Source organism: Bacillus sp. TH19, assembly GCF_016651075.1.
Lineage (GTDB): Bacteria > Bacillota > Bacilli > Bacillales > Bacillaceae_G > Bacillus_A > Bacillus_A mycoides.
Genome location: NZ_JAEKEO010000010.1, coordinates 465,830 through 485,245 on the forward strand (window position 1 = coordinate 465,830; position 19,416 = coordinate 485,245).

A 19,416-nucleotide genomic window follows, 5' to 3' on the forward strand; every position below is an offset into this window, starting at 1 on the left:
TCAAATATCATGGTGTGTCGGGTGAAGATTTTTTCGACTGATTTTTGAAGCGCCATCGTAGTGAATGGAATAGAAATAAAATTGGGATATAAGCGTATACAATATATAAACCAGCTTGAGACAGTACTGTATTTAATGTATTGATACTTTCACGGTTTGTGAAAAATAAGGATGAAATAAATATAGCTGCAATAAAAAATGGAAGTGTAATTTTAAATGGTACGTGAAAAGACCTTTTACTAATGCAACAAGAAGACCAAATTGTTAAACAAAGATTAGGTAAAATAATAAGATACCACATGAAAATAATGATGTACTCAAACCTTTGGATAAAAGGAATCTTTATGATTTTTAGCATTGTTAATGTTGGCCAAATTGTATGATGTAGTTGTCCTTGGCTATAGTACATAAGGGAAACAATGGCTAGTATTACGTATAGAATTGTTGTAAAAGCAATACCACCGTGCGCCCATTTATTTAATGATTTTTCTTTTTTTATAAATGGATAAAAAACAAGAATTGCTTCAAATCCAAGAAATTCTAATGCAGATGATTTCGCTGCAGTTAGAATTTCTAAAGGTGAATGAGTTAGAATTGGGAGAATGTTACGGACATGCGCGTATTTCATTGGGAAAACTAAGAAAAATAGGACGAAAATCGGTATTACGACGCCCCAAAAACATATTCCTGTTACAGAGCGAAAACCACCTTTAATTACGTAGTAAGTCACAAGTAAAAATAATAAAGTTAATTTCCACGGTTTAATTGTAGGGAAGACCCAAACTTGAATGACTTCAATATATGTACGAAGGACAGTAAGGCAAAATAATAGAAGGTATGCAGCAAAGCATACGGACAAAAATGTTCCAATCCACTTTCCGAAACATGTCGTATGAATACTCATTAAATCATTATCTTTTTCTAACATTTTAAGCATGCAAAATAGCACGATATGAGTTGCAATGCCCGCAACAATAAGAGAAATCCAAGAATCATAACCGGCATATTGCGCAATAATCCTTTGGTATCCTAACACACCTACTCCAATTTGAAGGGAGTGTAATAGAAGAAATGTGAAATAAGGGGAAACAGTATGTGTTTTATCTTGTCCAGCCATTACAGCACCTCACTATTCTCCGATACCAGATTGCACGACATTGATTTGCACATGAACAGCAACGTCTACATTAGGGTACATTTCTTGAATTTGTTTTATAGTCCATTTTCTTGAATGACTACGAATTTCTTCTTGTATACCTATCGGATCGATTTCTTTTTCTTGGAATTGTTTTATTAATTCGTTTAAATGCTTCTCAAGCGTTTTTTCTACATGTTTTTTTACGTAAGTTATATTTTCGTGCTTTGCTAAATCGAGCCAGTCGGGAGCATTTTTTATAAGTCCGTTTAACTTTAAGTGGATGTTAACTTTCGGAATGTCACCGTTTTGGGAAAGAGAACAAAAACTTTTCCCGGATAAGTTTTGAGTAGCGATCAATCCTTTATGCTTACCTTGACGTATCGGAACTTCGTAACGACCATTTTTAGTTGGATTAATGAGTAGTTTTAATAAAAAAGATCCTTTTTTATCTGTGTACATAACCACTTTATCCTTTTTTAAAAAAGCAATTCCTTTAATGGAAGCAGACTTGTCTTCATCAACTTTAATATAAGGAAGAAATGGATCGCATCCAGATGAATAAAAGTTATATAAAAAAATATTTAAAGCTGTCCGAGGGATTGTCTCGGTTTCTATATTTTGCTCCAGTAAATCAGATAGATATAGCGATCCATTCGTTTTGACATGTTTAAGTAATTCTTCTGTTGAACCATCTACAAGCGCTAGTTGCACATCTCGGCCAATATTAGGATCACGTTGCAAGTTGTTAATAACATCCCCAATTCCACGTTCACCAAATGATTTTCCAAATAGGACAACACGCATTTGACCTACAGCGATCGTATGTGGTGATTTGGCGTTTAGAAGTGAAGAAATTGTTTCAATTGTATCTGCGGTAGTTGACTGAGTTTCTGGTTTTGATTGAACGCCTTTTGTGTAATCGGGATATAAGATTGTCCCGCGAAATTTTTTATCTTTCGTTATATCAAATCCACCTATATGAATCATTCGCTGTGTGTCTACTATATTCGGTTGTGTACAGCCGGATTGGAAAATTAAAATGATAATGGAAAAGCATAATAAAGTATTTTTCATTTCTCTTCACCATCATGTTTTTCTTTCGCTTTGTTTGGATCATAGCGCCATTTCTTTTTTGGTCTTAGAAAAGAGGCACGTCCTGCAGTTTGACTAAATGGCAAGCGAAAGAGACCTTCTGCCGTTCCTAAACCGCGAAATGGATATAGAGGTAATAAATAAGGTGATCCAAGTGATTTTAAGCGAATTAAATGAGCTAATATGAGTACGAATCCTACAATGAGACCTAAGCCCCCAAATGCACCAGCTAAAAGAATAAGTGGAAATCGTAGTATCCGGATAGTAGAAGACATTTTTACAGTTGGTGTTGTAAAAGAAGCGAGTGCTGATAAAGCAACTGCAATTAATAAAATGGTACTCGTTAAAGCAGCCTGAACAGATGCTTGGCCAATTACAATCCCGCCAACGATGCCGATTGTTTGTCCAACTTTTGTAGGTAATCGTGCTCCAGCTTCACGGAGCAATTCGATTGTGATTTCTAAAAAAAGTGCTTCTAAAATGGGTGGAAAGGGTACATTAGCTCTTGAAAAAATAATCGGACCTAGTAAATCCGCAGGAATCATTTGATAGTGATACGTTAATACAGCTGTATAAATAGCTGATGAAAATAGCGAGAATGCTGCTCCGAAAAAGCGAACCATTCGAAGAAATGAGCCTGCTATCCATGGTAAATAATAATCTTCTGGAGAGACGAAGAAATCGAGTAATGTCGCTGGTCCAGCTAATGCGTAAGGTGAACCGTCTGTTAAAATGACGACTCCTCCATTCAATAATGCATAAACGGAGCGATCTAAACGCTCTGTAGGGAGTAAAACAGGGAAGGGAGAGTTGCTGTTATCACTAATAAACTGTTCAATCATAGTTGCATCGAAAGGAACATCAAAGTCAATGTCTTGTAGGCGCTGCATCGCAGTATTAACGTGCTGCTCATTCGTAATATCTTCGATGTAAGCAACTACGACTTTTGTTTTTGATATAGAACCAACTATAACTTCTTTGAAAACTAATTGTTCTGTGACGATATTTCGCCGAAGTAAGTGTATATTTGTATCGATATTCTCAACAAATCCGACTTTTGGACCGATGACACTATATTCATTTTCAGTATCGTTATATAACCGTGTACCTAAAACGGAACTTTCAGCACGAATAAGTGCATATTCTGCGATTTGAGAATCATTTTTTAGTTGTATAAGTACATACCCACTTAATAATTTTTCACGAATGTCATCAATAGTAGGGCCAGTGATAATCTCCTCAAGTGTGACGATATTTGCGATATCACTTATATTTTCAATGTGATCTAATTCTCTTTTTATAGGTGTTAAAATGAATCGATTAATGAGGAGTGATTCAGCCGTAGATTTATAGTAAAACAAACATAATGTCCCATCTTCTACGATGTTATAAGAAACGAAATCACTCGATTCTTTCATAGTATGGATAAACTCTGGAATGGAACAGATTGTTTTTTTCTTCTTTTTAGACGATAAACGAAACATTTTCTCACCCCTTACTACATCATTTTCTTATGTTAGTTTTTGGGAAAGGCGGGAATTTATACTTGAAAATTGAAAGTTCATAAAGAAAAGGAAGAGTATTGAATATCTCTTCCTTTTTGGCGTGTTAATTTGTTTTCTTTTCTTTAATGGACTTCACTAATTTAATCATCTCTGCTCGTATATCTTCTCTTTTAACATTTAATTTTTCCGCAATTTGTTTAATATCCATCCCATCTTTTCTCATTTTTAGTACATCGTCAAGAGGGGTATTACTTTTTTGAGAGATGATTGTTAACACGGTAAGTTGGCGTAAGCCGATGTTATATTCTTTCATTTTTTGTTTCAGTCCATCTGGTGTGGACTTTTGCATATTTGCTAATTTTTGCAGTAGTGCTTTTTTCGTTTCTTTATTCATATGATGCTTTTTCAATTTACTTGGGTCTACACCGAAATGCTCGGCTGTTTTCTCCCAAGATTTATTTTGCTTATAGTAAGCTAAAACGTCCTTAATTTCTTTTTTACTTATTCTTGCAATGTGGGCAGCTTTCCAAATTTCATGTTTATTATAGCCGAGTTTTTCGAGCGACTGCATTTCTTCTTCTGAAATAGGCTTATGATGGTGCATTGTTACTTCTTTTGGCGTGGCAGCGGAAGCAGGAAAGACAGATATCCCGCACAATAATGCTGCCATAGTCATACTTACTGCGATTTTCTTGTACATATAAACTCCTCCTAGATGGGTAATGTGGAAAACTTACACATATCATTTCCATAAAATGTGAAAAACTTGTGAACAAGTTAAGTTTTTTTATTCACAGTATAAAAAGAAGTTTTTCATGGTTTTCCAACATAAAACATTGATTAATAGTGAAAAACTAGGTTATAATCGAAATTGAAAATCAATATCAATGACGGATTTATACATATAGATAAAAATAAGGGAGAGAAAAATATGACTACATATACTTCCATCGCAAACGTTATTAAAGAAAGACGTTCTGTTCGTACATTTACAAATAAAGCAGTAGAAAAAGAGCTATTAATTGAACTATTGAACGACGCAACATGGGCACCGAATCATAAACACCGTGAACCATGGAATTGTAAATTATACATTGGAGAAGGCCGTCAGAAATTAGTAGACGCAGTACTAAACTCTTTCACAGAAGAAGAAAGAGCAAAACGCGGCAAAACTTTATCTGATCGTTTCTTAAGCACACCTGCACAAATCGTTGTTTACATTAATGAAGATCCGCGTCAAATTCAACGTGACGAAGATTACGCTGCAACATGTGCATTTATGCAAAACTTCCAATTACTTGCTTGGGAACGCGGCTTAGGTTGCGTTTGGAAATCAGGTGGATTAAACTACAATCCACTATTTATAGAAGGAATTGGTTTAACACGAGGTCAACGCATCATTGGAATTCTTCATATCGGCTATTTCGATAAAGCACCAGAAGGAAAAGCTCGTACACCGATTACGGAGAAGATGGAGATCATTGAAGGTTAATTAGAAAGAGGCATTCTCGTTTTTTTAGAGGGTGTCTTTTTATTATGCAATCAATCCTCATGAAAGCTTGTTCCTCATCATACACTTTCTTAAGGGAAAGTGTAAGGAGGGAAAATAATGAGAGCAAGTGATGATAAAGCACTACAATATGCGATTGCTGAAATTACGGAAATTGCGACTGGATTTGGTCTTGATTTTTATCCGATGCGCTATGAAGTATGTCCAGCGGAAATTATCTATACATTTGGTGCATATGGGATGCCGACGAGGTTTTCGCATTGGAGTTTTGGAAAGCAATTTTTCAGAATGAAATTACAATACGATTTAGGACTTAGTAAAATTTATGAACTCGTTATTAACTCTAATCCATGTTACGCCTTTTTATTAGATACGAATTCTTTAATTCAAAATAAATTAATCGTGGCGCACGTTTTAGCACATTGTGATTTCTTCAAAAATAATATTCGTTTTTCTAATACGAAACGCGATATGGTGGAGAGTATGGCAGCGACAGCAGATCGTGTGAAGGCGTATGAACATAAGTATGGAAGAGAAGAGGTAGAAACATTTTTAGATGCCGTACTTGCCATTCAAGAACATATTGATCCATCGCTTATGCGTCCGAAACTTGCATGGAGTATTGAAGATTTAGAAGAGGATGTAGAAAAGAAAAAGATATCACAGTACGATGATTTATGGAATTTAGATGATCGAAACAAAAAGAGAGAACGACCTAATATGCATAAAAAGAAGAAAATCCCACCGCAGCCAGAAAAAGATTTACTCCTCTTTATTGAAGAATATAGCCGTGAGCTAGAAGAGTGGCAGCGCGACATATTAACGATGATGCGTGAAGAAATGTTATACTTCTGGCCACAGCTTGAAACGAAGATTATGAATGAGGGTTGGGCTTCCTTCTGGCATCAACGCATACTTCGTGAAATGGACTTAACATCTGGTGAAGCAATTGAATTTGCGAAATTAAATGCAGGTGTCGTACAGCCATCAAAAACAAGTATTAATCCATACTACCTCGGTATTAAAATGTTCGAAGATATTGAAGAGCGCTATAACAACCCGACAGAAGAAATGAAACGACGCGGTGTGAAACCTGGTTCTGGTCGTGACAAAATCTTTGAAGTACGGGAAATTGAATGGGATGTATCGTTCCTAAGAAACTATTTAAATAAAAAACTTGTAATGAGAGAAGATATGTACTTATTCCAGCGCCAAGGAAAAGAATATAAAGTAATTGATAAAGAATGGGAGCATGTACGCGATCAACTTGTAAATATGCGTACTAATGGAGGTTTCCCATACTTAGTAGTAGAAGATGGAGACTACTTAAAGAATGGGGAATTGTACATTAAACATAGCTATGAAGGAATTGAGTTAGATTTAAAATACTTAGAAAAAGTATTACCGTACCTTCATCAGTTATGGGGAAGAACAGTGCATATGGAGTCGATTGTGGAGAGTAAGGGCGTTGTGTTCTCTTATGATGGGAAGATGGTGCATCGGAAGTATGTGTGATGGAAAGAACGGACATAGAAATGCTATGTCCGTTCTTTTTTATTATATGGAGTTTTTGTTTACCAAACAGGTCGTATGCTCGATGATAATTTTCCTGTATTTTCTTTAGTAACGAATGTTGTTAAATCCTCTTTAAGCATTTGCATTCGTTCTGCACCTATGTTTGCAATCCATCGTTGTTCTATTTCAGCTACTATTTCTTCTTTTACTTTCATTACTGCTAAACCACGCTCGGTTAAAACAATAATTTTACCTCTTTTATCAGTAGGATGCGTTTGGCGCGTGACATAACCACTGTTCTCAAGAGAATCTACCATTTTACTTATGGCTTGTTTTGAAACCCCTAAATATTCAGCTAGTTCTATACCGGTTGCTCCATTAGGAAGGATGCGTTTGAACATAAAACCGTGCGCTGGCCTAATATCTTCAAATCCTAATTCACTTAATCTATCATGTAGTTCAGTAATTAATGTGCTGAAAGATAGTGATAAAAGTGATGTAAGATCTAGTTCGTTAAGTGTTTGATGAGTCATGTATATAACCTCCTTACTTATAGTCAATTAAATTGACTATAAGTAGAATCTATTGTACTATACAGGATATAGTCAATCAAATTGACTATATAATAGTAATAGAACAAATAATGATTTATCTAAATAATATCAATGAATTATGGAGGTTTCACATGGTTAATATCGTTAAAATTAGAGGGAGTGTATTTGCACCGTATGCTTTGCTGAAACCTATTCAGGATCCTGCGACGGGAAGAGTGTTTGAATATGCCGGAGATGCACGTGAATTTACACCATACGCTGTGAACACAAAGCGTTCAAGATTAGAACAAGAAGTGGTTGTTGATTTTTATAAAAGAGAAATTTTCACATATGCAGATGCTTGTATCGTTACTGTGAAAATTACAAATCCAGATGGCTCAATTGAGTATCAAAAAGGAGAAACAAGTACAGAAAACATTGCATGTACAAATATTGTATGGAGTGAAGATGAAGTTTCATTTGAAATGAGAGCAAGTGCAAGTAATCCGTTAAACGCGGCAGCACCTGCAGCTGATTATTTTTTGACTATACGAGTTAATGAAAGTGGTACTGTGCATGTTGAAGGTTTACATGATGGTTTTCCTTGCTATGAATTTTATAAACAAATCGACTTTGGTTCATTTGAATTAATATATACACATGATTTCAGGAAAACGGATGATACCCCAGCAGCACTAGCTGGAGAAATGGAATATAGCTTTAAAACGAAAATCTAGATATAAATATAGCGCTATTTTTTAGAAGGAAGTAGCAAACGTAAAAGAGAAAGCTATTGGTTCTAGGATTGAAATTGTGGTCTATTTTATTCAATAGCATGCAGTATATAAAATTAGAATTACAGGGGTGTTTCTTATGACGAATATCGTTAAAATTAGAGCCAGTGTATTTATTCCAATGTCTTGGACAGAACCGCGGAAGGATGCACAAACAGGGAAAGTAATCCAGTTCGAAGGTGATTCACGTGAATTTACACCACATGCGGTAAATACTATGCGCTCTAGAGTTGAGCAAGAGGTAGTAGTGGACTTTTATAAAGAAGAAGTGTTTTCATATGCAAACACGGGTATTACGACAGAGAAGGTCACAAATCCAGATGGTTCTGTGAATAAAAGAACAGGAAAAGCGAGTACTGAAAATATTGTGTGTACGGATATTTCATGGAATTCTGATGGTGTGCAATTCAAAATGAGTGCAAGCGCTAGTAATCCGTTAAATGTGTATGCCCCTCCTGTGGACTATTTATTAACTGTATGTGTGAACAAGGATGGTAGTATCGATATTCAAGGAGAACATGATGGATTCCCTTGTTTCGAATTTTATAAGCAAGTAGATTTCGGTTCATTTGAACAAATTTATACACATGATTTTAGAGAAACTGGTGATACACCTGAAGCGTTAGGTGGAGAGATGGATTATAGTTTTACAAAGAGGTTATAAGGCATAAGATAGTAGACCAGTTAACCTCTAGAAGGTTGAGAAAAAAATAAGCCTCTTTACAATATACCCTCAAGGGTATATTGTATTATACAAAGTTACAGCCCTTTCCGAACGAGAAAGCCCATCGCCTTTAGGCATGGGATGAAAGTGAGGTTGGATACGGAGTGCCACTAAAAATCGTAAGGTTCGTGGTACTTTAAGTATAAAAAGTATAGGTAGTTTCATTGGGTCTTTTTGTTGTGATTTTTCGAAAATAAATGATACATTGTAACTATGGTAAATGATTATAGAAGAACGTTGCAAAGTTTATGGACACGTTCTTATTTTGTTTCTACAGCTAAAAATGTAGCAAATGAAAATATGTTGAAAATCAAAAAACAAGGGGTGAAACGTATGTCACAGACCCTAACAGTGAAAGTGAAATTGATTCCAACAAAAGAACAAAGTCGTTTATTAGAAGAAAGTAGTCGTGAGTATATCAAAGTCATGAATATGCTTGTATCGGAAATGGTTGAAGCAAAGAAAAGTACGAAAAAAAGCACAAAAGATATCGAAGCGAATATCCCCAGTGCGGTGAAGAATCAAGCAATCAAAGACGCGAAAAGTTTGTTTGCTACAAAAGTAAAGAAAAGTAATTATAAAATCATTCCGATTCTAAAGAAACCTGTTTGTGTATGGAACAATCAAAATTATTCATTTGACCCCACTCATATTTCAATCCCGTTTAAGGTAAATGGAAAGTCCACTCGTTTAAAGGTCCGTGCTTTATTAATCAATAAAAAAAATCGCAATTTGGATTTGTTAAAACATAAGTTAGGTACACTTCGTATCACAAAGAAATCGAATAAGTGGATGGCCCAAATATCTGTCACACTTCCTACAAATGAAAGAGCAGGAACGAAAGTTTTAGGGGTAGACCTAGGCCTCAAGGTCCCTGCAGTAGCAATCACAGATGATGACAAGGTTCGTTTCTTTGGGAATGGTAGGCAAAATAAATATAGGAAGCGTAAGTTTCGTAGTGTTCGTAAGAAGTTAGGAAAAGACAAAAAAGTGAATGTGATTCGGCGATTTGATGATAAAGAACAAAGATGGATGCAAGATAAAGATCACAAAATAAGTCGTGAAATCATTGATTTTGCAATTGCTAATCATATTTCTGTCATTCGTTTAGAGCAACTAACGAATATAAGACAGACGGCAAGAACAAGCCGTAAAAACGAAAAGAACCTACACACTTGGTCATTCTATCGTTTGGCACAATTTATTGCTTATAAAGCAACGATAGCTGGTATTCAGATTGAATATGTGAATCCAGCTTATACAAGTCAAAGTTGTCCGAAATGTGCTGAAAAGAATAAGGCTCGAGATAGAAAATACAAGTGTCCATGTGGGTTTAAGACACATCGTGATATCGTTGGAGCGATGAATATTCGCTACGCAACTGTGATTGATGGTAACAGTCAATCAGCCTAAGCACCTATATGGTCTGGTTTAGGAGGGGCAATGAGATGCCCTTATCTTGAAGGCTGTTCAAAACAGAAATGGACTGCGAACGCTTAGTCATTCAAGAATCCCACCCGTAAATCCGTAAGGATTCGGGCTTGCGACTTTAGTTGTGGGAGTCTCAAAAAGTAATGTATAATATAGTTATAATTACGGAGGTGATCTACAGTGGAATATAATCAAGATATGAAAAATAGATTGAAACGTATTGAAGGTCAAGTTCGTGGTGTGCTTCGCATGATGGAAGAGGGAAAAGATTGCCGAGATGTTATTACACAGTTAACTGCATCCCGTTCTGCACTTGATCGTACAATTGGACTCGTTGTTGGAACAAATTTAGAGCAATGTTTGCGCGAGCAGTTTGAAACAGGTAATGGTTCAAATGAAGAGTTAATTAAAGAAGCCGTTCAATTACTTGTAAAAAGCCGATAATCTGTCAAACGTATGTGTTGACAGATTTTCAAAAACATTTTATTATACCCCTACAGGTATATGTATGCTAATTAGGGAGGAAATGATTATGAGTATAAAAGTTGATATGAATTTAGACTGTAAAGGCTTGGCTTGCCCGATGCCAATTGTGAAGACAAAAAAGGCGATGGAAGGGTTGGCATCAGGGCAAGTTATTGAAATAGAGGCGACAGATAAAGGTTCTATGCTAGATATTCAAAGTTGGTCAAGTAAAGTAGGGCATCAATATATCGGAACGAAACAAGAGGGAGATATATTAAAGCATTATGTACGAAAATCCCATGAACATGAAGTAAATGAAGTTGTGAAGTATCCTCATACAATTACGAATGGGGAATTGCAAGATCTATTATTAAGTGGTGAAGAGTGTATTGTAGTAGATGTTCGTGAAGCGGCGGAATTTGCCTTTGGTCATATTCCATCTGCCATTTCGGTTCCATTAGGTGAAATAGATAGTGCTATGTTAGACAGTGCGAAACCAATTTATGTTGTTTGCCGAACTGGTAACCGTAGTGATGTAGCTTGCCAAGTGTTGAAAGAGAGAGGTTTTTCAAACGTGAAAAATGTCATTCCAGGTATGTTAGAGTGGCAAGGAAATATAGAAAAATAAAATTTTTTAAATATAAATATACCTTAGGGGGTAATTGAATGAGTGTTAAACTGTTACAAGCAAAAGATGTCGCAGAGAAAGTTTTATTCGGGGAATTGTTTATTTTAGATGTTCGTAATGAAACGGACTATGAAGATTGGAAAATTGAAGGGAAACAAGTTTCTTCTATAAATAAACCGTATTTTGACTTATTAGATGGTGTAGATCATATTGTAGATGAATTGCCGAGGGAGAAAGAAATTTTAGTCGTATGTGCGAAAGAAGGTTCTTCGCAGTTTGTCGCAGAGCAATTGTTACATGCCGGATTCAATGATGTTTATTATTTAGCTGGTGGTATGAAAGCTTGGAGTGAATATGTAAAGCCGTTAAAAGTAGGAGATGTACAGGGCGGAGGAAGTGTATATCAATTTAACCGTCTTGGAAAAGGCTGTTTATCTTATATGATCGTCTCAAACGGTGAAGCAGCAGTTATTGATGCAGTCAGAACGGTTGAAGCATATGAAGATTTTGCGGAAGAGCATGGTGTTACTATTACGAATGTCATGGATACACATTTACATGCAGACCATATTTCTGGAGGACGTAGGTTAGCTGAAAAAGTAGGGGGTACGTATTGGTTACCTCCAAAAGATGCGGAGGAAGTCGTTTTCTCATATAAACCGCTTGTTGAAGGATCTGTTATTATGGTGGGGGGTACCAAAATTGGAATTGACGCATTATACTCACCGGGGCATACGATTGGAAGTACATCATTTATTGTAGATGATTCCTATTTATTATCAGGCGATATTTTATTTGTAGATTCAATCGGGCGTCCAGATCTTGCTGGGAAGGCGGAAGACTGGGTAGGGGATTTACGAAATACTTTATATAAACGTTATAAGGAATTATCTCAAGATTTAATTGTTTTACCAGCTCATTATTCAAAAATAAGTGAAATGGACGACAGAGGCATTGTGAGTGCGCATTTACAAGATTTATTTAAGGAGAATGTAGGGTTAAATATTGCCGATGAGGTAGAGTTTCGTAGAACTGTGACAGAGAATTTACCGCCTCAGCCAAATGCATATGAAGAAATTCGTCAAACGAATATGGGGAAAATTCATCCGAGTGTGGAAGAAGAGCGTGAAATGGAGATTGGCCCAAATCGTTGTGCAGTTCATGATTCATTATAAAATAACAAACTGGAGGAATAGATGATGAATGTAAAACAAGTATTAGATGCGAAAGGTTTAGCATGTCCAATGCCGATTGTAAGAACGAAGAAAGCGATGGATACTTTACAAACTGGAGAAGTGTTAGAAGTACATGTAACGGATAAAGGGTCAGTAAAAGATATTCCAGCATGGTCAAAAACAGGCGGTCATGAAATAGTAAAGCATAATATAGAAGACGATGTGCTGAAGTTTTGGATTAAGAAGGCGTAGTGAAGAACTAGTTTTGTAAAGGCGGAGAGGTTGGTTATATGAATACAATATTAAGTACGCTTTTCATTGTAATTGCTGTATGGTTTGTTATTTCACGTTTTTTACCGGTGAAAGGTGTTCAAAATATAAATGGAAAAGAATTAAAGAGTATAGTGGGAAAACAGGGAAAGCAGTTTATCGATGTTCGTACAGTAGGTGAATATAGAGGAAATCATATGAAGGGATTTCAGAATATCCCGCTAAATGAGTTAGCTAGTAGAGCAAATCAATTAGATAAAAATAAGGAAATAATCGTTATTTGTCAGAGCGGGATGAGAAGTAAGCAAGCAGCAAAAGTATTAAAGAAATTAGGATTTCAGCGTATTATAAATGTTTCAGGTGGTATGAACGTTTTATAAGGAGAAAGTAGTATCAGGTGTAGCTAGATAATTTGAGCCTTTTTACAATTTTTAAAATACCCCTACAGGTAATTAGGAGGAGAACAACATGGAACAACAGAAGAAAACAACAATTGTTTTATTTAGCGGAGATTATGATAAAGCGATGGCAGCTTATATTATTGCAAATGGTGCAGCGGCTTACGATCATGAGGTGACTATTTTTCATACTTTCTGGGGTTTAAATGCTTTAAGGAAAGATGAACATGTGAAGGTAAAGAAAACATTTATAGAGAAAGTGTTTGGAAAAATGATGCCGCGCGGCGCTGATAAGATGGGATTATCAAAAATGAATTTTGCTGGTATGGGGCCAAAGATGATTAAAGGCATTATGAAGAAGCACAATGCGATGCCTTTACCAGATTTAATGGATTTGGCGAAAGAACAGGGAATTAAACTTGTAGCTTGTCAAATGACAGTAGATTTATTAGGGTTAAAAGAGGATGAGATTATGGAAGGGGTAGAATTTGCTGGGGTAGGAGCATATTTAGCAGATGCTTCGGATGGAAATGTAAATTTATTTATTTAAATTACCTTCTTTTTAGAAGGCGAGGGGTACAATATGAGTTTAACAGTGCTACTATTTATTATTGGGTTTATAGGGTCATTCATATCAGGGATGGTTGGAATTGGCGGTGCAATCATTAATTATCCAATGATCTTATACATTCCAGTATTGCTAGGATTTGCTGGATATACATCACATGAAGTGAGCGGTATTACAGCGATTCAAGTATTCTTTGCAACTTTTGCAGGCGCGTGGGCGTACAGGAAAAGTAACGATATGGATAAAACTTTAGTTGTGTATATGGGAGCTAGTATATTAATAGGAAGCTTTGTAGGTAGCTTTAGTGCGAATCTATTAAATGAGCATGCTGTAAACGTTGTTTACACATTACTAGCTACTATTGCGGCTATTATGATGTTTATACCGAAGCGAAGCAATCGTAAGGGGACAGAAGGAATTACGTACAATAAGTGGCTCGCTAGTTTGCTAGCGTTTATTGTAGGAAGTGTTTCCGGCATTATTGGGGCTGGTGGTGCATTTCTTTTAGTACCGATTATGCTAGTTGTTTTAAAACTACCGATACGTACGACAATAGCAACATCTATCGCTATTACTTTTATTTCCTCGATAGGAATTACTACTGGGAAAGTGATTACTGGACAAATAGTTGTTATTCCGGCTCTTATCGTTGCGATAGCAAGTTTATTTGCCGCTCCTCTTGGAGTGAGAGTAGGGAAGAGAGTGAATCAAAAAGTTTTGCAATACGTATTGTCTACTTTAATTGTAGGAACCGCGATAAAGATGTGGGTTGATATGATATCGAAATAAAAAGATGGTGCTCTTGTAGCACCATCTTTTTATTTACGCCCAAATAACTTTCATTAAGTTCTTATATTCATCGTTTGCCAGTTTATATAGCATTCTCGTATGTTCAAAGACAAGTGCGGGATTAAAGTTTGGTTCTGAGAATGCAAGAGATGTTGAAATATCAATTGCATTTTGTTTGTTTAGCGTGAATTTTGCAAATCGATAAGATGTGTTTAATTCATTGATGACATGTAAAATATCATTTGTTGATGTTGAATCAGGTACAAGAGCAACATTGAAGCAGTATATATCCACAGCAGGATGTTCGCTTTGGAAAGCAGCGATAAGTTGAATTTTTGCGCCAGCTTCTGTTTCTAATCCTACTGAAAAATGTACCGAACCATCATTTTCATCTATATTTTCTTCCATGTATATATCGTTTGATTTTAAGTACTCTTTAAAGTCTGAAATGTTATGTTTTACTGCAGCTTTCATATGTATGAGCCCCCTGATAATTGGAATAGATTACTACTATTTATTATAATTTAAAAATATTAAAAAAGATAGTTGGAAAGTTCTGATTTTTTATTTTGAAAGCATTAAAAAGAAGCAGTGCTCTACCTCCATAGAGCACTGCTTCACTTTATTCATTGTCATTAGACGATGTTTCTGTATCTTCACTGTTATTCTTCTTATTTTGAGTTTCATCGTTACTTGATTCGCGTTCACTCGTATTTTCAGACGTAGATTCTTTTGTTTTCTCTGAGTTTGTTTTTTTCGAATCAGAATCAGATTTTGTATAGGCAGGTAGTCCAAGGTGACTACGAAGTTCGTTTGTAACATTAGCTAATTCTTTTTTATCTGGATTGTAGTAGTAAGTTCGACCACCACCAGCTGACTTACTACATGTATCATCACCTTTTGCCATGTAACAATCTTCACCTTGAAGTTGTAATTTCTCAATTTCCGAATCCGATCCATATTTATAGAATGAAAGCATGTCATCGAATGTTAAGTTTGTAACGAATTGTCCGTTAATATCATCAATGATGTTACCAACTTTTGTTACGGATCCAACGCTTGTTAGTTTCTTTAAAATTGCTTCAATAACGAGTTGCTGACGTTGTCCACGCATCGCATCACTATCAATGTGTCGTGTTCTAGCAAGAGCAAGAGCTTCTTCACTATTTAACTTTTGAACACCTTTTTTCAGGTGAATTGCTTCAGCGTTATCATTACTATCTTGTTCAGTAAACTCAACTGGTACGTCAACTTCAATGCCGCCTAAATCATCAACGATTTTCATGAATGATTTAAAGTTGAATTTTACAAAGTAATCGACGGGAACATTCATTAATTTTTCAACTGCATCAATACTAGCTTGTGGTCCACCATCTTTTCCGTTTTTAGTAGAACCAAATGCATGAGCGTGTGTAATTTTATCTTTTTTCTTTTCTACTGGAATATAAGTATACGTGTCACGTGGAATACTTAATAGCTTTACAGTTTTGCTATCTTTATTAAACGTTGCAAGTAATAGTGCATCCGTTCTTATAGCTTCACCATATTCTTTCCCACGGACATCGCTTTCATCAACGCCCATTATTAAGACAGAGACGTTATTTGTAATAGGTTTTACAGCTTTAGCACGTAAATCAGACTTATCACCGCGTGCTAAATCGTGAGCGGCGTTTCGAACAGCAGAAGATGCTTTATTTACTAAAAACCAAGTATAACCGCCACCTATTATTAAAAATAATAAAATAACGCTTATAATAATTTTTGTTTTTTTCTTACTTTTTTTCGGTTTAGTTCGTGTATTTTCTTGCAAAGATGGGTTTTGCTCCATTTCTTGTACTCCTTCATTTGAATTGAAATACGACACTCATATCCACTTATTATAATGAAATTTAGCGAAAAAAAACATTACAAATCATTTACATTTCGTAAAAATTCAATTTATTTATAAAAAGTCAGATTTTCTATATTTTATTTTTAAGATGTAGAACAAGTATAATGTGTTTTAGTAGAAATGAAAATATGTATTGTGAGAAAGTGATAGAGAAGTAAGATTTGTTGAAATATAGCCAATAAGATGTGATTAGCTGTATGTGTATTTCTTATATAATAAAGAAAGATTTTACGGATGAAGGAGAGAGCATAATGAATCATACATCATTCCGAGCAATTGTCGTGAACGAAAAAGAAAATAATCAATTTGAAAGAAAGCTTGTTGAGAGAGAAGTCAATAGTTTACCTGAAGGAGACGTATTAATACGTGTTTATTATTCTTCATTAAATTATAAAGATGCCCTTTCAGCTACTGGTAATAAAGGTGTAACGAGAACATATCCTCATACACCAGGCATCGATGCAGCGGGAGAGGTTGTTAGTAGTGGGAATACCGCCTTTCAGGAAGGTGATCAAGTTATTGTAACTGGATATGATTTAGGTATGAATACTTCTGGTGGTTTCGGAGAATATATTCGCGTGCCATCATCTTGGGTTGTTCCTTTACCGAAAGAAATGTCTTTGAAGGAAAGTATGATGTACGGGACAGCCGGTTTTACAGCTGCCTTATCGGTATATAAGCTCATTAGAGCGGGAATTACGCCTAGTATGGGAGATGTTTTAGTAACGGGTGCTACGGGCGGAGTAGGCAGTGTAGCAGTTAGCATTTTAGCGAAGCTAGGATATGACGTAGTAGGATCAACTGGGAAAATGGAAGAGGAACAGATGCTGCTACGTTTAGGTGCAAAAAAGATGATTCATCGCGCGGAGTTGAGTGATGAATCAGGAAGACCGATGCTTAAAGGAATATACGCTGGGGTTGTCGATACCGTAGGCGGAAGCATGTTAGAAAGTTCTTTAAAGGTAGTTAAGTATGGAGGCTGTGTAACAACGTGTGGTAACGTAGCAGGGCATGAATTAAATACAACTGTATACCCATTCATATTACGAGGGATTAGCCTTTTAGGAATAGATTCAGTTCAATGTCCGGTAGATGTGAGAAGAGACGTGTGGGCATTGCTAGCAGGTGAGTGGAAAAATTCAGAGCTATTATCTTATACAGAAGAATGTACATTAAAAGAATTAGATGAGAAGTTTACACTTATACTGCAAGGAAAGTTAAAAGGAAGAACGGTTGTAAAGATGAAATGAAAAAAGAGACGCTTAAATTAGCGTCTCTTTCCTATTATAATGATTGTTTTAAATTTACTTTTCCTTGTTCACCTAAAACACCATCAGCAATATTTACAGCGTGATCACCGATACGCTCTAAGTTACTTACCATATCAACGAAGATGATACTTGCATCACCTGAACAGCTACGTTCGTTCAGACGTAATACGTGACGTTTACGTAGAACACGTTCCATTTGGTCAATTTTACGTTCTTTTGCAATAACCGTTTGTGCTAGTTCAGTATCGAAGTTTGTTAAAGCATTGATTGCATCTTGTAATGTTGAAATTGTTAATTCAAGCATTTCATTTAATTCAGCTAGTGCTTCATCTGATAGTGAAACGCGGTTTGAAATTTGGAAATCTACAAGTTCTACAAGGTTTTCTACATGATCACCGACACGTTCAATATCTCCAACAACACCTGCTAAAACTGAATGTTTTTCAGAGTCTGTAGGTGAAAGTGGTTTTTCTGATAGTAAAACTAAATACTCGATAATTTTTTTATCTAAATTGTTAATAGCTCCTTCTAATTGAGTAGCCATGTTAGCGTGTTTTTTGTCTTGTGTATTTAAAAATTGATTAGCTTCTTTTAGTCCATCTAATGAAAACTCAGCCATACGAATAATTTCTTTTTGAGCTTCTGTTAAAGCAATCGCTGGAGATTGCTCAATAAAGATTGGATTTAAATGCTGTGGTTTGAAGTTAATAGATGCATCTTCACCACGAATAAGTTTTGTTACAATCCATGCTAATACTGCAATGAATGGGAACTGAATGATTGTATTCGTTACGTTAAACGTCCCGTGTGCAAATGCAATTGTCATTTCTGGATTTAAGTTTAATGACGTTTGGAAATATTGAATTAAACTTGTAAATGGTATTAATATAATCGTAAAGATAATGGTACCGATAATATTAAAGATAACGTGAACTAATGCTGCACGTCTTGCTGCAATTGAAGTACCGATTGCTGCTAATACGGCTGTAATTGTCGTACCGATGTTATCACCGAACAATACAGGAAGAGCAGCTTGTAAATCAATAGCACCCTGGCCGAATAGTTCTTGTAAAATACCGATTGTCGCACTTGAACTTTGTACAATTAAAGTGAAGACTGTACCAACAACAATTCCTAAAATTGGATTATCACTCATGCTAACCATTAACTCTTGGAATGACTCTAAAGAACGAAGAGGTTTCATACCTGCGCTCATTAATTCTAAACCGAAGAATAACATACCAAAACCGAATACAACTTGACCTACAGAATGTACTTTTTTATTTTTAAAGAAGAATAGTAAGATTGCTCCAACTGCCATAATTGGGAGAGCGTATTCTCCGATTTTAATTCCGATAATAAATGCAGTAACTGTCGTTCCGATGTTCGCACCCATAATAACACCAATTGCTTGTCTTAATGTCATAAATCCGGCACTTACAAGTCCGACTGTTAAAGCGGTTGTTCCTGAACTTGATTGAATTAATACAGTAACTAACATACCTGCTAGTACACCCATAAGAGGATTTGTTGTAAAACGATCTAGAATATCGCGAAGACGATCTCCAGCTGCTTGTTGCAGTCCATCGCCCATGTATTTAATCCCGAATAAGAAAATACCTAATCCACCAATGAACTGGAAGATCATATCTTGAATATTGTATTCCACGCATTCCACTCCTTAAATTTCATGTACGATGTAATTATTAACTAAACCTT

The 19,416-nt window shown here is 35.7% G+C and carries 21 protein-coding genes; 13 read left to right on the forward strand and 8 right to left on the reverse strand.

Translation table 11 applies throughout. From position 1 onward, the window contains the following. Positions 1-7: 7 nt before the first annotated feature. The 4 genes from JFU54_RS20105 to JFU54_RS20120 all read right to left on the reverse strand — a co-directional run bounded on the left by JFU54_RS20105 (position 8) and on the right by JFU54_RS20120 (position 4,435). A complete protein-coding gene (locus tag JFU54_RS20105; RefSeq protein ID WP_201066021.1) occupies positions 8-1,117 on the reverse strand; it encodes a GerAB/ArcD/ProY family transporter in 1,110 nt (369 codons plus the stop codon). A gap of 12 nt (positions 1,118-1,129) precedes the next feature. Beyond that, positions 1,130-2,212: a spore germination protein GerYC gene (gerYC, locus tag JFU54_RS20110; RefSeq protein WP_002140451.1), complete on the reverse strand. Its 1,083-nt coding sequence runs from the start codon at positions 2,210-2,212 to the stop codon at positions 1,130-1,132. Continuing rightward, complete coding sequence (locus JFU54_RS20115) at positions 2,209-3,714, reverse strand: spore germination protein (RefSeq protein WP_033729732.1); 1,506 nt, start codon at positions 3,712-3,714, stop codon at positions 2,209-2,211. Before JFU54_RS20115 ends, gerYC begins: the two co-directional genes overlap by 4 nt. Positions 3,715-3,838: 124 nt before the next feature. Next, positions 3,839-4,435 (reverse strand): hypothetical protein, encoded by a 597-nt coding sequence (locus tag JFU54_RS20120; protein WP_201066023.1) that lies wholly within the window; start codon positions 4,433-4,435, stop codon positions 3,839-3,841. A gap of 231 nt (positions 4,436-4,666) precedes the next feature. Here JFU54_RS20120 and JFU54_RS20125 point away from each other — a divergent pair, with 231 nt between their 5' ends. Continuing rightward, positions 4,667-5,227, forward strand: a complete 561-nt coding sequence (locus tag JFU54_RS20125) for a nitroreductase family protein (RefSeq protein ID WP_002125380.1) — start codon at positions 4,667-4,669, stop codon at positions 5,225-5,227. A 117-nt stretch (positions 5,228-5,344) separates the two neighbouring features. Beyond that, positions 5,345-6,760: a stage V sporulation protein SpoVR gene (spoVR, locus tag JFU54_RS20130; RefSeq protein ID WP_002029894.1), complete on the forward strand. Its 1,416-nt coding sequence runs from the start codon at positions 5,345-5,347 to the stop codon at positions 6,758-6,760. A gap of 59 nt (positions 6,761-6,819) precedes the next feature. Here spoVR and JFU54_RS20135 read toward each other — a convergent pair whose 3' ends face one another. After that, positions 6,820-7,293, reverse strand: a complete 474-nt coding sequence (locus JFU54_RS20135; protein WP_201066024.1) for a MarR family winged helix-turn-helix transcriptional regulator — start codon at positions 7,291-7,293, stop codon at positions 6,820-6,822. 152 nt (positions 7,294-7,445) lie between these two features. On the opposite strand from JFU54_RS20135, the gene JFU54_RS20140 reads away from it, so the two are divergent. The 10 genes from JFU54_RS20140 (at position 7,446) to JFU54_RS20185 (ending at position 14,535) form a co-directional block, all read left to right on the forward strand. Beyond that, on the forward strand, positions 7,446-8,030 hold the full coding sequence (locus JFU54_RS20140; RefSeq protein ID WP_002140455.1) for a DUF3238 domain-containing protein: 585 nt from the start codon (positions 7,446-7,448) through the stop codon (positions 8,028-8,030). Positions 8,031-8,166: 136 nt separating this feature from the next. Then, on the forward strand, positions 8,167-8,751 hold the full coding sequence (locus tag JFU54_RS20145; RefSeq protein WP_002140456.1) for a DUF3238 domain-containing protein: 585 nt from the start codon (positions 8,167-8,169) through the stop codon (positions 8,749-8,751). A gap of 393 nt (positions 8,752-9,144) precedes the next feature. Next, on the forward strand, positions 9,145-10,224 hold the full coding sequence (locus tag JFU54_RS20150) for an RNA-guided endonuclease TnpB family protein (protein WP_201066026.1): 1,080 nt from the start codon (positions 9,145-9,147) through the stop codon (positions 10,222-10,224). A 198-nt stretch (positions 10,225-10,422) separates the two neighbouring features. Next, positions 10,423-10,686 (forward strand): metal-sensitive transcriptional regulator, encoded by a 264-nt coding sequence (locus JFU54_RS20155; RefSeq protein ID WP_000456201.1) that lies wholly within the window; start codon positions 10,423-10,425, stop codon positions 10,684-10,686. An 88-nt stretch (positions 10,687-10,774) separates the two neighbouring features. After that, positions 10,775-11,335, forward strand: coding sequence for a sulfurtransferase TusA family protein (locus JFU54_RS20160; protein ID WP_002140458.1), 561 nt, complete (start codon positions 10,775-10,777; stop codon positions 11,333-11,335). Positions 11,336-11,373: 38 nt separating this feature from the next. Then, entirely contained in the window at positions 11,374-12,510 is a 1,137-nt protein-coding gene (locus JFU54_RS20165; RefSeq protein ID WP_201066028.1) for an MBL fold metallo-hydrolase, read from the forward strand. A 21-nt stretch (positions 12,511-12,531) separates the two neighbouring features. Continuing rightward, complete coding sequence (locus JFU54_RS20170; protein WP_002010727.1) at positions 12,532-12,762, forward strand: sulfurtransferase TusA family protein; 231 nt, start codon at positions 12,532-12,534, stop codon at positions 12,760-12,762. A gap of 38 nt (positions 12,763-12,800) precedes the next feature. Continuing rightward, positions 12,801-13,160, forward strand: a complete 360-nt coding sequence (locus tag JFU54_RS20175; protein ID WP_061689276.1) for a rhodanese-like domain-containing protein — start codon at positions 12,801-12,803, stop codon at positions 13,158-13,160. A gap of 88 nt (positions 13,161-13,248) precedes the next feature. Continuing rightward, the gene (locus JFU54_RS20180; RefSeq protein ID WP_201066030.1) at positions 13,249-13,728 is read left to right on the forward strand and encodes a DsrE/DsrF/DrsH-like family protein; all 480 of its coding nucleotides are present in this window, start codon (positions 13,249-13,251) and stop codon (positions 13,726-13,728) included. A 33-nt stretch (positions 13,729-13,761) separates the two neighbouring features. Continuing rightward, on the forward strand, positions 13,762-14,535 hold the full coding sequence (locus JFU54_RS20185; protein WP_002029911.1) for a sulfite exporter TauE/SafE family protein: 774 nt from the start codon (positions 13,762-13,764) through the stop codon (positions 14,533-14,535). A 33-nt stretch (positions 14,536-14,568) separates the two neighbouring features. On the opposite strand, the gene JFU54_RS20190 is transcribed toward JFU54_RS20185, so the two are convergent. Together JFU54_RS20190 and JFU54_RS20195 are read right to left on the reverse strand one after the other, a co-directional pair. Further along, entirely contained in the window at positions 14,569-15,009 is a 441-nt protein-coding gene (locus tag JFU54_RS20190) for a hypothetical protein (RefSeq protein ID WP_002029912.1), read from the reverse strand. A 148-nt stretch (positions 15,010-15,157) separates the two neighbouring features. After that, complete coding sequence (locus tag JFU54_RS20195; protein WP_201066032.1) at positions 15,158-16,363, reverse strand: LCP family protein; 1,206 nt, start codon at positions 16,361-16,363, stop codon at positions 15,158-15,160. A 314-nt stretch (positions 16,364-16,677) separates the two neighbouring features. Between JFU54_RS20195 and JFU54_RS20200 the strand changes: the two genes are divergently transcribed. Then, complete coding sequence (locus JFU54_RS20200) at positions 16,678-17,676, forward strand: YhdH/YhfP family quinone oxidoreductase (protein WP_201066034.1); 999 nt, start codon at positions 16,678-16,680, stop codon at positions 17,674-17,676. Positions 17,677-17,710: 34 nt separating this feature from the next. Here the strand turns inward: JFU54_RS20200 and JFU54_RS20205 are convergent, their stop codons facing one another. Further along, positions 17,711-19,366, reverse strand: coding sequence for a Na/Pi cotransporter family protein (locus JFU54_RS20205; RefSeq protein WP_201066039.1), 1,656 nt, complete (start codon positions 19,364-19,366; stop codon positions 17,711-17,713). Positions 19,367-19,416: the final 50 nt, after the last annotated feature.

Excerpts from the sequence above, each read along its gene's own strand:
- JFU54_RS20105 (WP_201066021.1), bottom strand. The coding sequence starts at position 1,117 with ATGGCTGGACAAGATAAAACACATACTGTTTCCCCTTATTTCACATTT.
- gerYC (WP_002140451.1), bottom strand. The coding sequence starts at position 2,212 with ATGAAAAATACTTTATTATGCTTTTCCATTATCATTTTAATTTTCCAA.
- JFU54_RS20115 (WP_033729732.1), bottom strand. The coding sequence starts at position 3,714 with ATGTTTCGTTTATCGTCTAAAAAGAAGAAAAAAACAATCTGTTCCATT.
- JFU54_RS20120 (WP_201066023.1), bottom strand. The coding sequence starts at position 4,435 with ATGTACAAGAAAATCGCAGTAAGTATGACTATGGCAGCATTATTGTGC.
- JFU54_RS20125 (WP_002125380.1), top strand. The coding sequence starts at position 4,667 with ATGACTACATATACTTCCATCGCAAACGTTATTAAAGAAAGACGTTCT.
- spoVR (WP_002029894.1), top strand. The coding sequence starts at position 5,345 with ATGAGAGCAAGTGATGATAAAGCACTACAATATGCGATTGCTGAAATT.
- JFU54_RS20135 (WP_201066024.1), bottom strand. The coding sequence starts at position 7,293 with ATGACTCATCAAACACTTAACGAACTAGATCTTACATCACTTTTATCA.
- JFU54_RS20140 (WP_002140455.1), top strand. The coding sequence starts at position 7,446 with ATGGTTAATATCGTTAAAATTAGAGGGAGTGTATTTGCACCGTATGCT.
- JFU54_RS20145 (WP_002140456.1), top strand. The coding sequence starts at position 8,167 with ATGACGAATATCGTTAAAATTAGAGCCAGTGTATTTATTCCAATGTCT.
- JFU54_RS20150 (WP_201066026.1), top strand. The coding sequence starts at position 9,145 with ATGTCACAGACCCTAACAGTGAAAGTGAAATTGATTCCAACAAAAGAA.
- JFU54_RS20160 (WP_002140458.1), top strand. The coding sequence starts at position 10,775 with ATGAGTATAAAAGTTGATATGAATTTAGACTGTAAAGGCTTGGCTTGC.
- JFU54_RS20165 (WP_201066028.1), top strand. The coding sequence starts at position 11,374 with ATGAGTGTTAAACTGTTACAAGCAAAAGATGTCGCAGAGAAAGTTTTA.
- JFU54_RS20170 (WP_002010727.1), top strand. The coding sequence starts at position 12,532 with ATGATGAATGTAAAACAAGTATTAGATGCGAAAGGTTTAGCATGTCCA.
- JFU54_RS20175 (WP_061689276.1), top strand. The coding sequence starts at position 12,801 with ATGAATACAATATTAAGTACGCTTTTCATTGTAATTGCTGTATGGTTT.
- JFU54_RS20180 (WP_201066030.1), top strand. The coding sequence starts at position 13,249 with ATGGAACAACAGAAGAAAACAACAATTGTTTTATTTAGCGGAGATTAT.
- JFU54_RS20185 (WP_002029911.1), top strand. The coding sequence starts at position 13,762 with ATGAGTTTAACAGTGCTACTATTTATTATTGGGTTTATAGGGTCATTC.
- JFU54_RS20190 (WP_002029912.1), bottom strand. The coding sequence starts at position 15,009 with ATGAAAGCTGCAGTAAAACATAACATTTCAGACTTTAAAGAGTACTTA.
- JFU54_RS20195 (WP_201066032.1), bottom strand. The coding sequence starts at position 16,363 with ATGGAGCAAAACCCATCTTTGCAAGAAAATACACGAACTAAACCGAAA.
- JFU54_RS20200 (WP_201066034.1), top strand. The coding sequence starts at position 16,678 with ATGAATCATACATCATTCCGAGCAATTGTCGTGAACGAAAAAGAAAAT.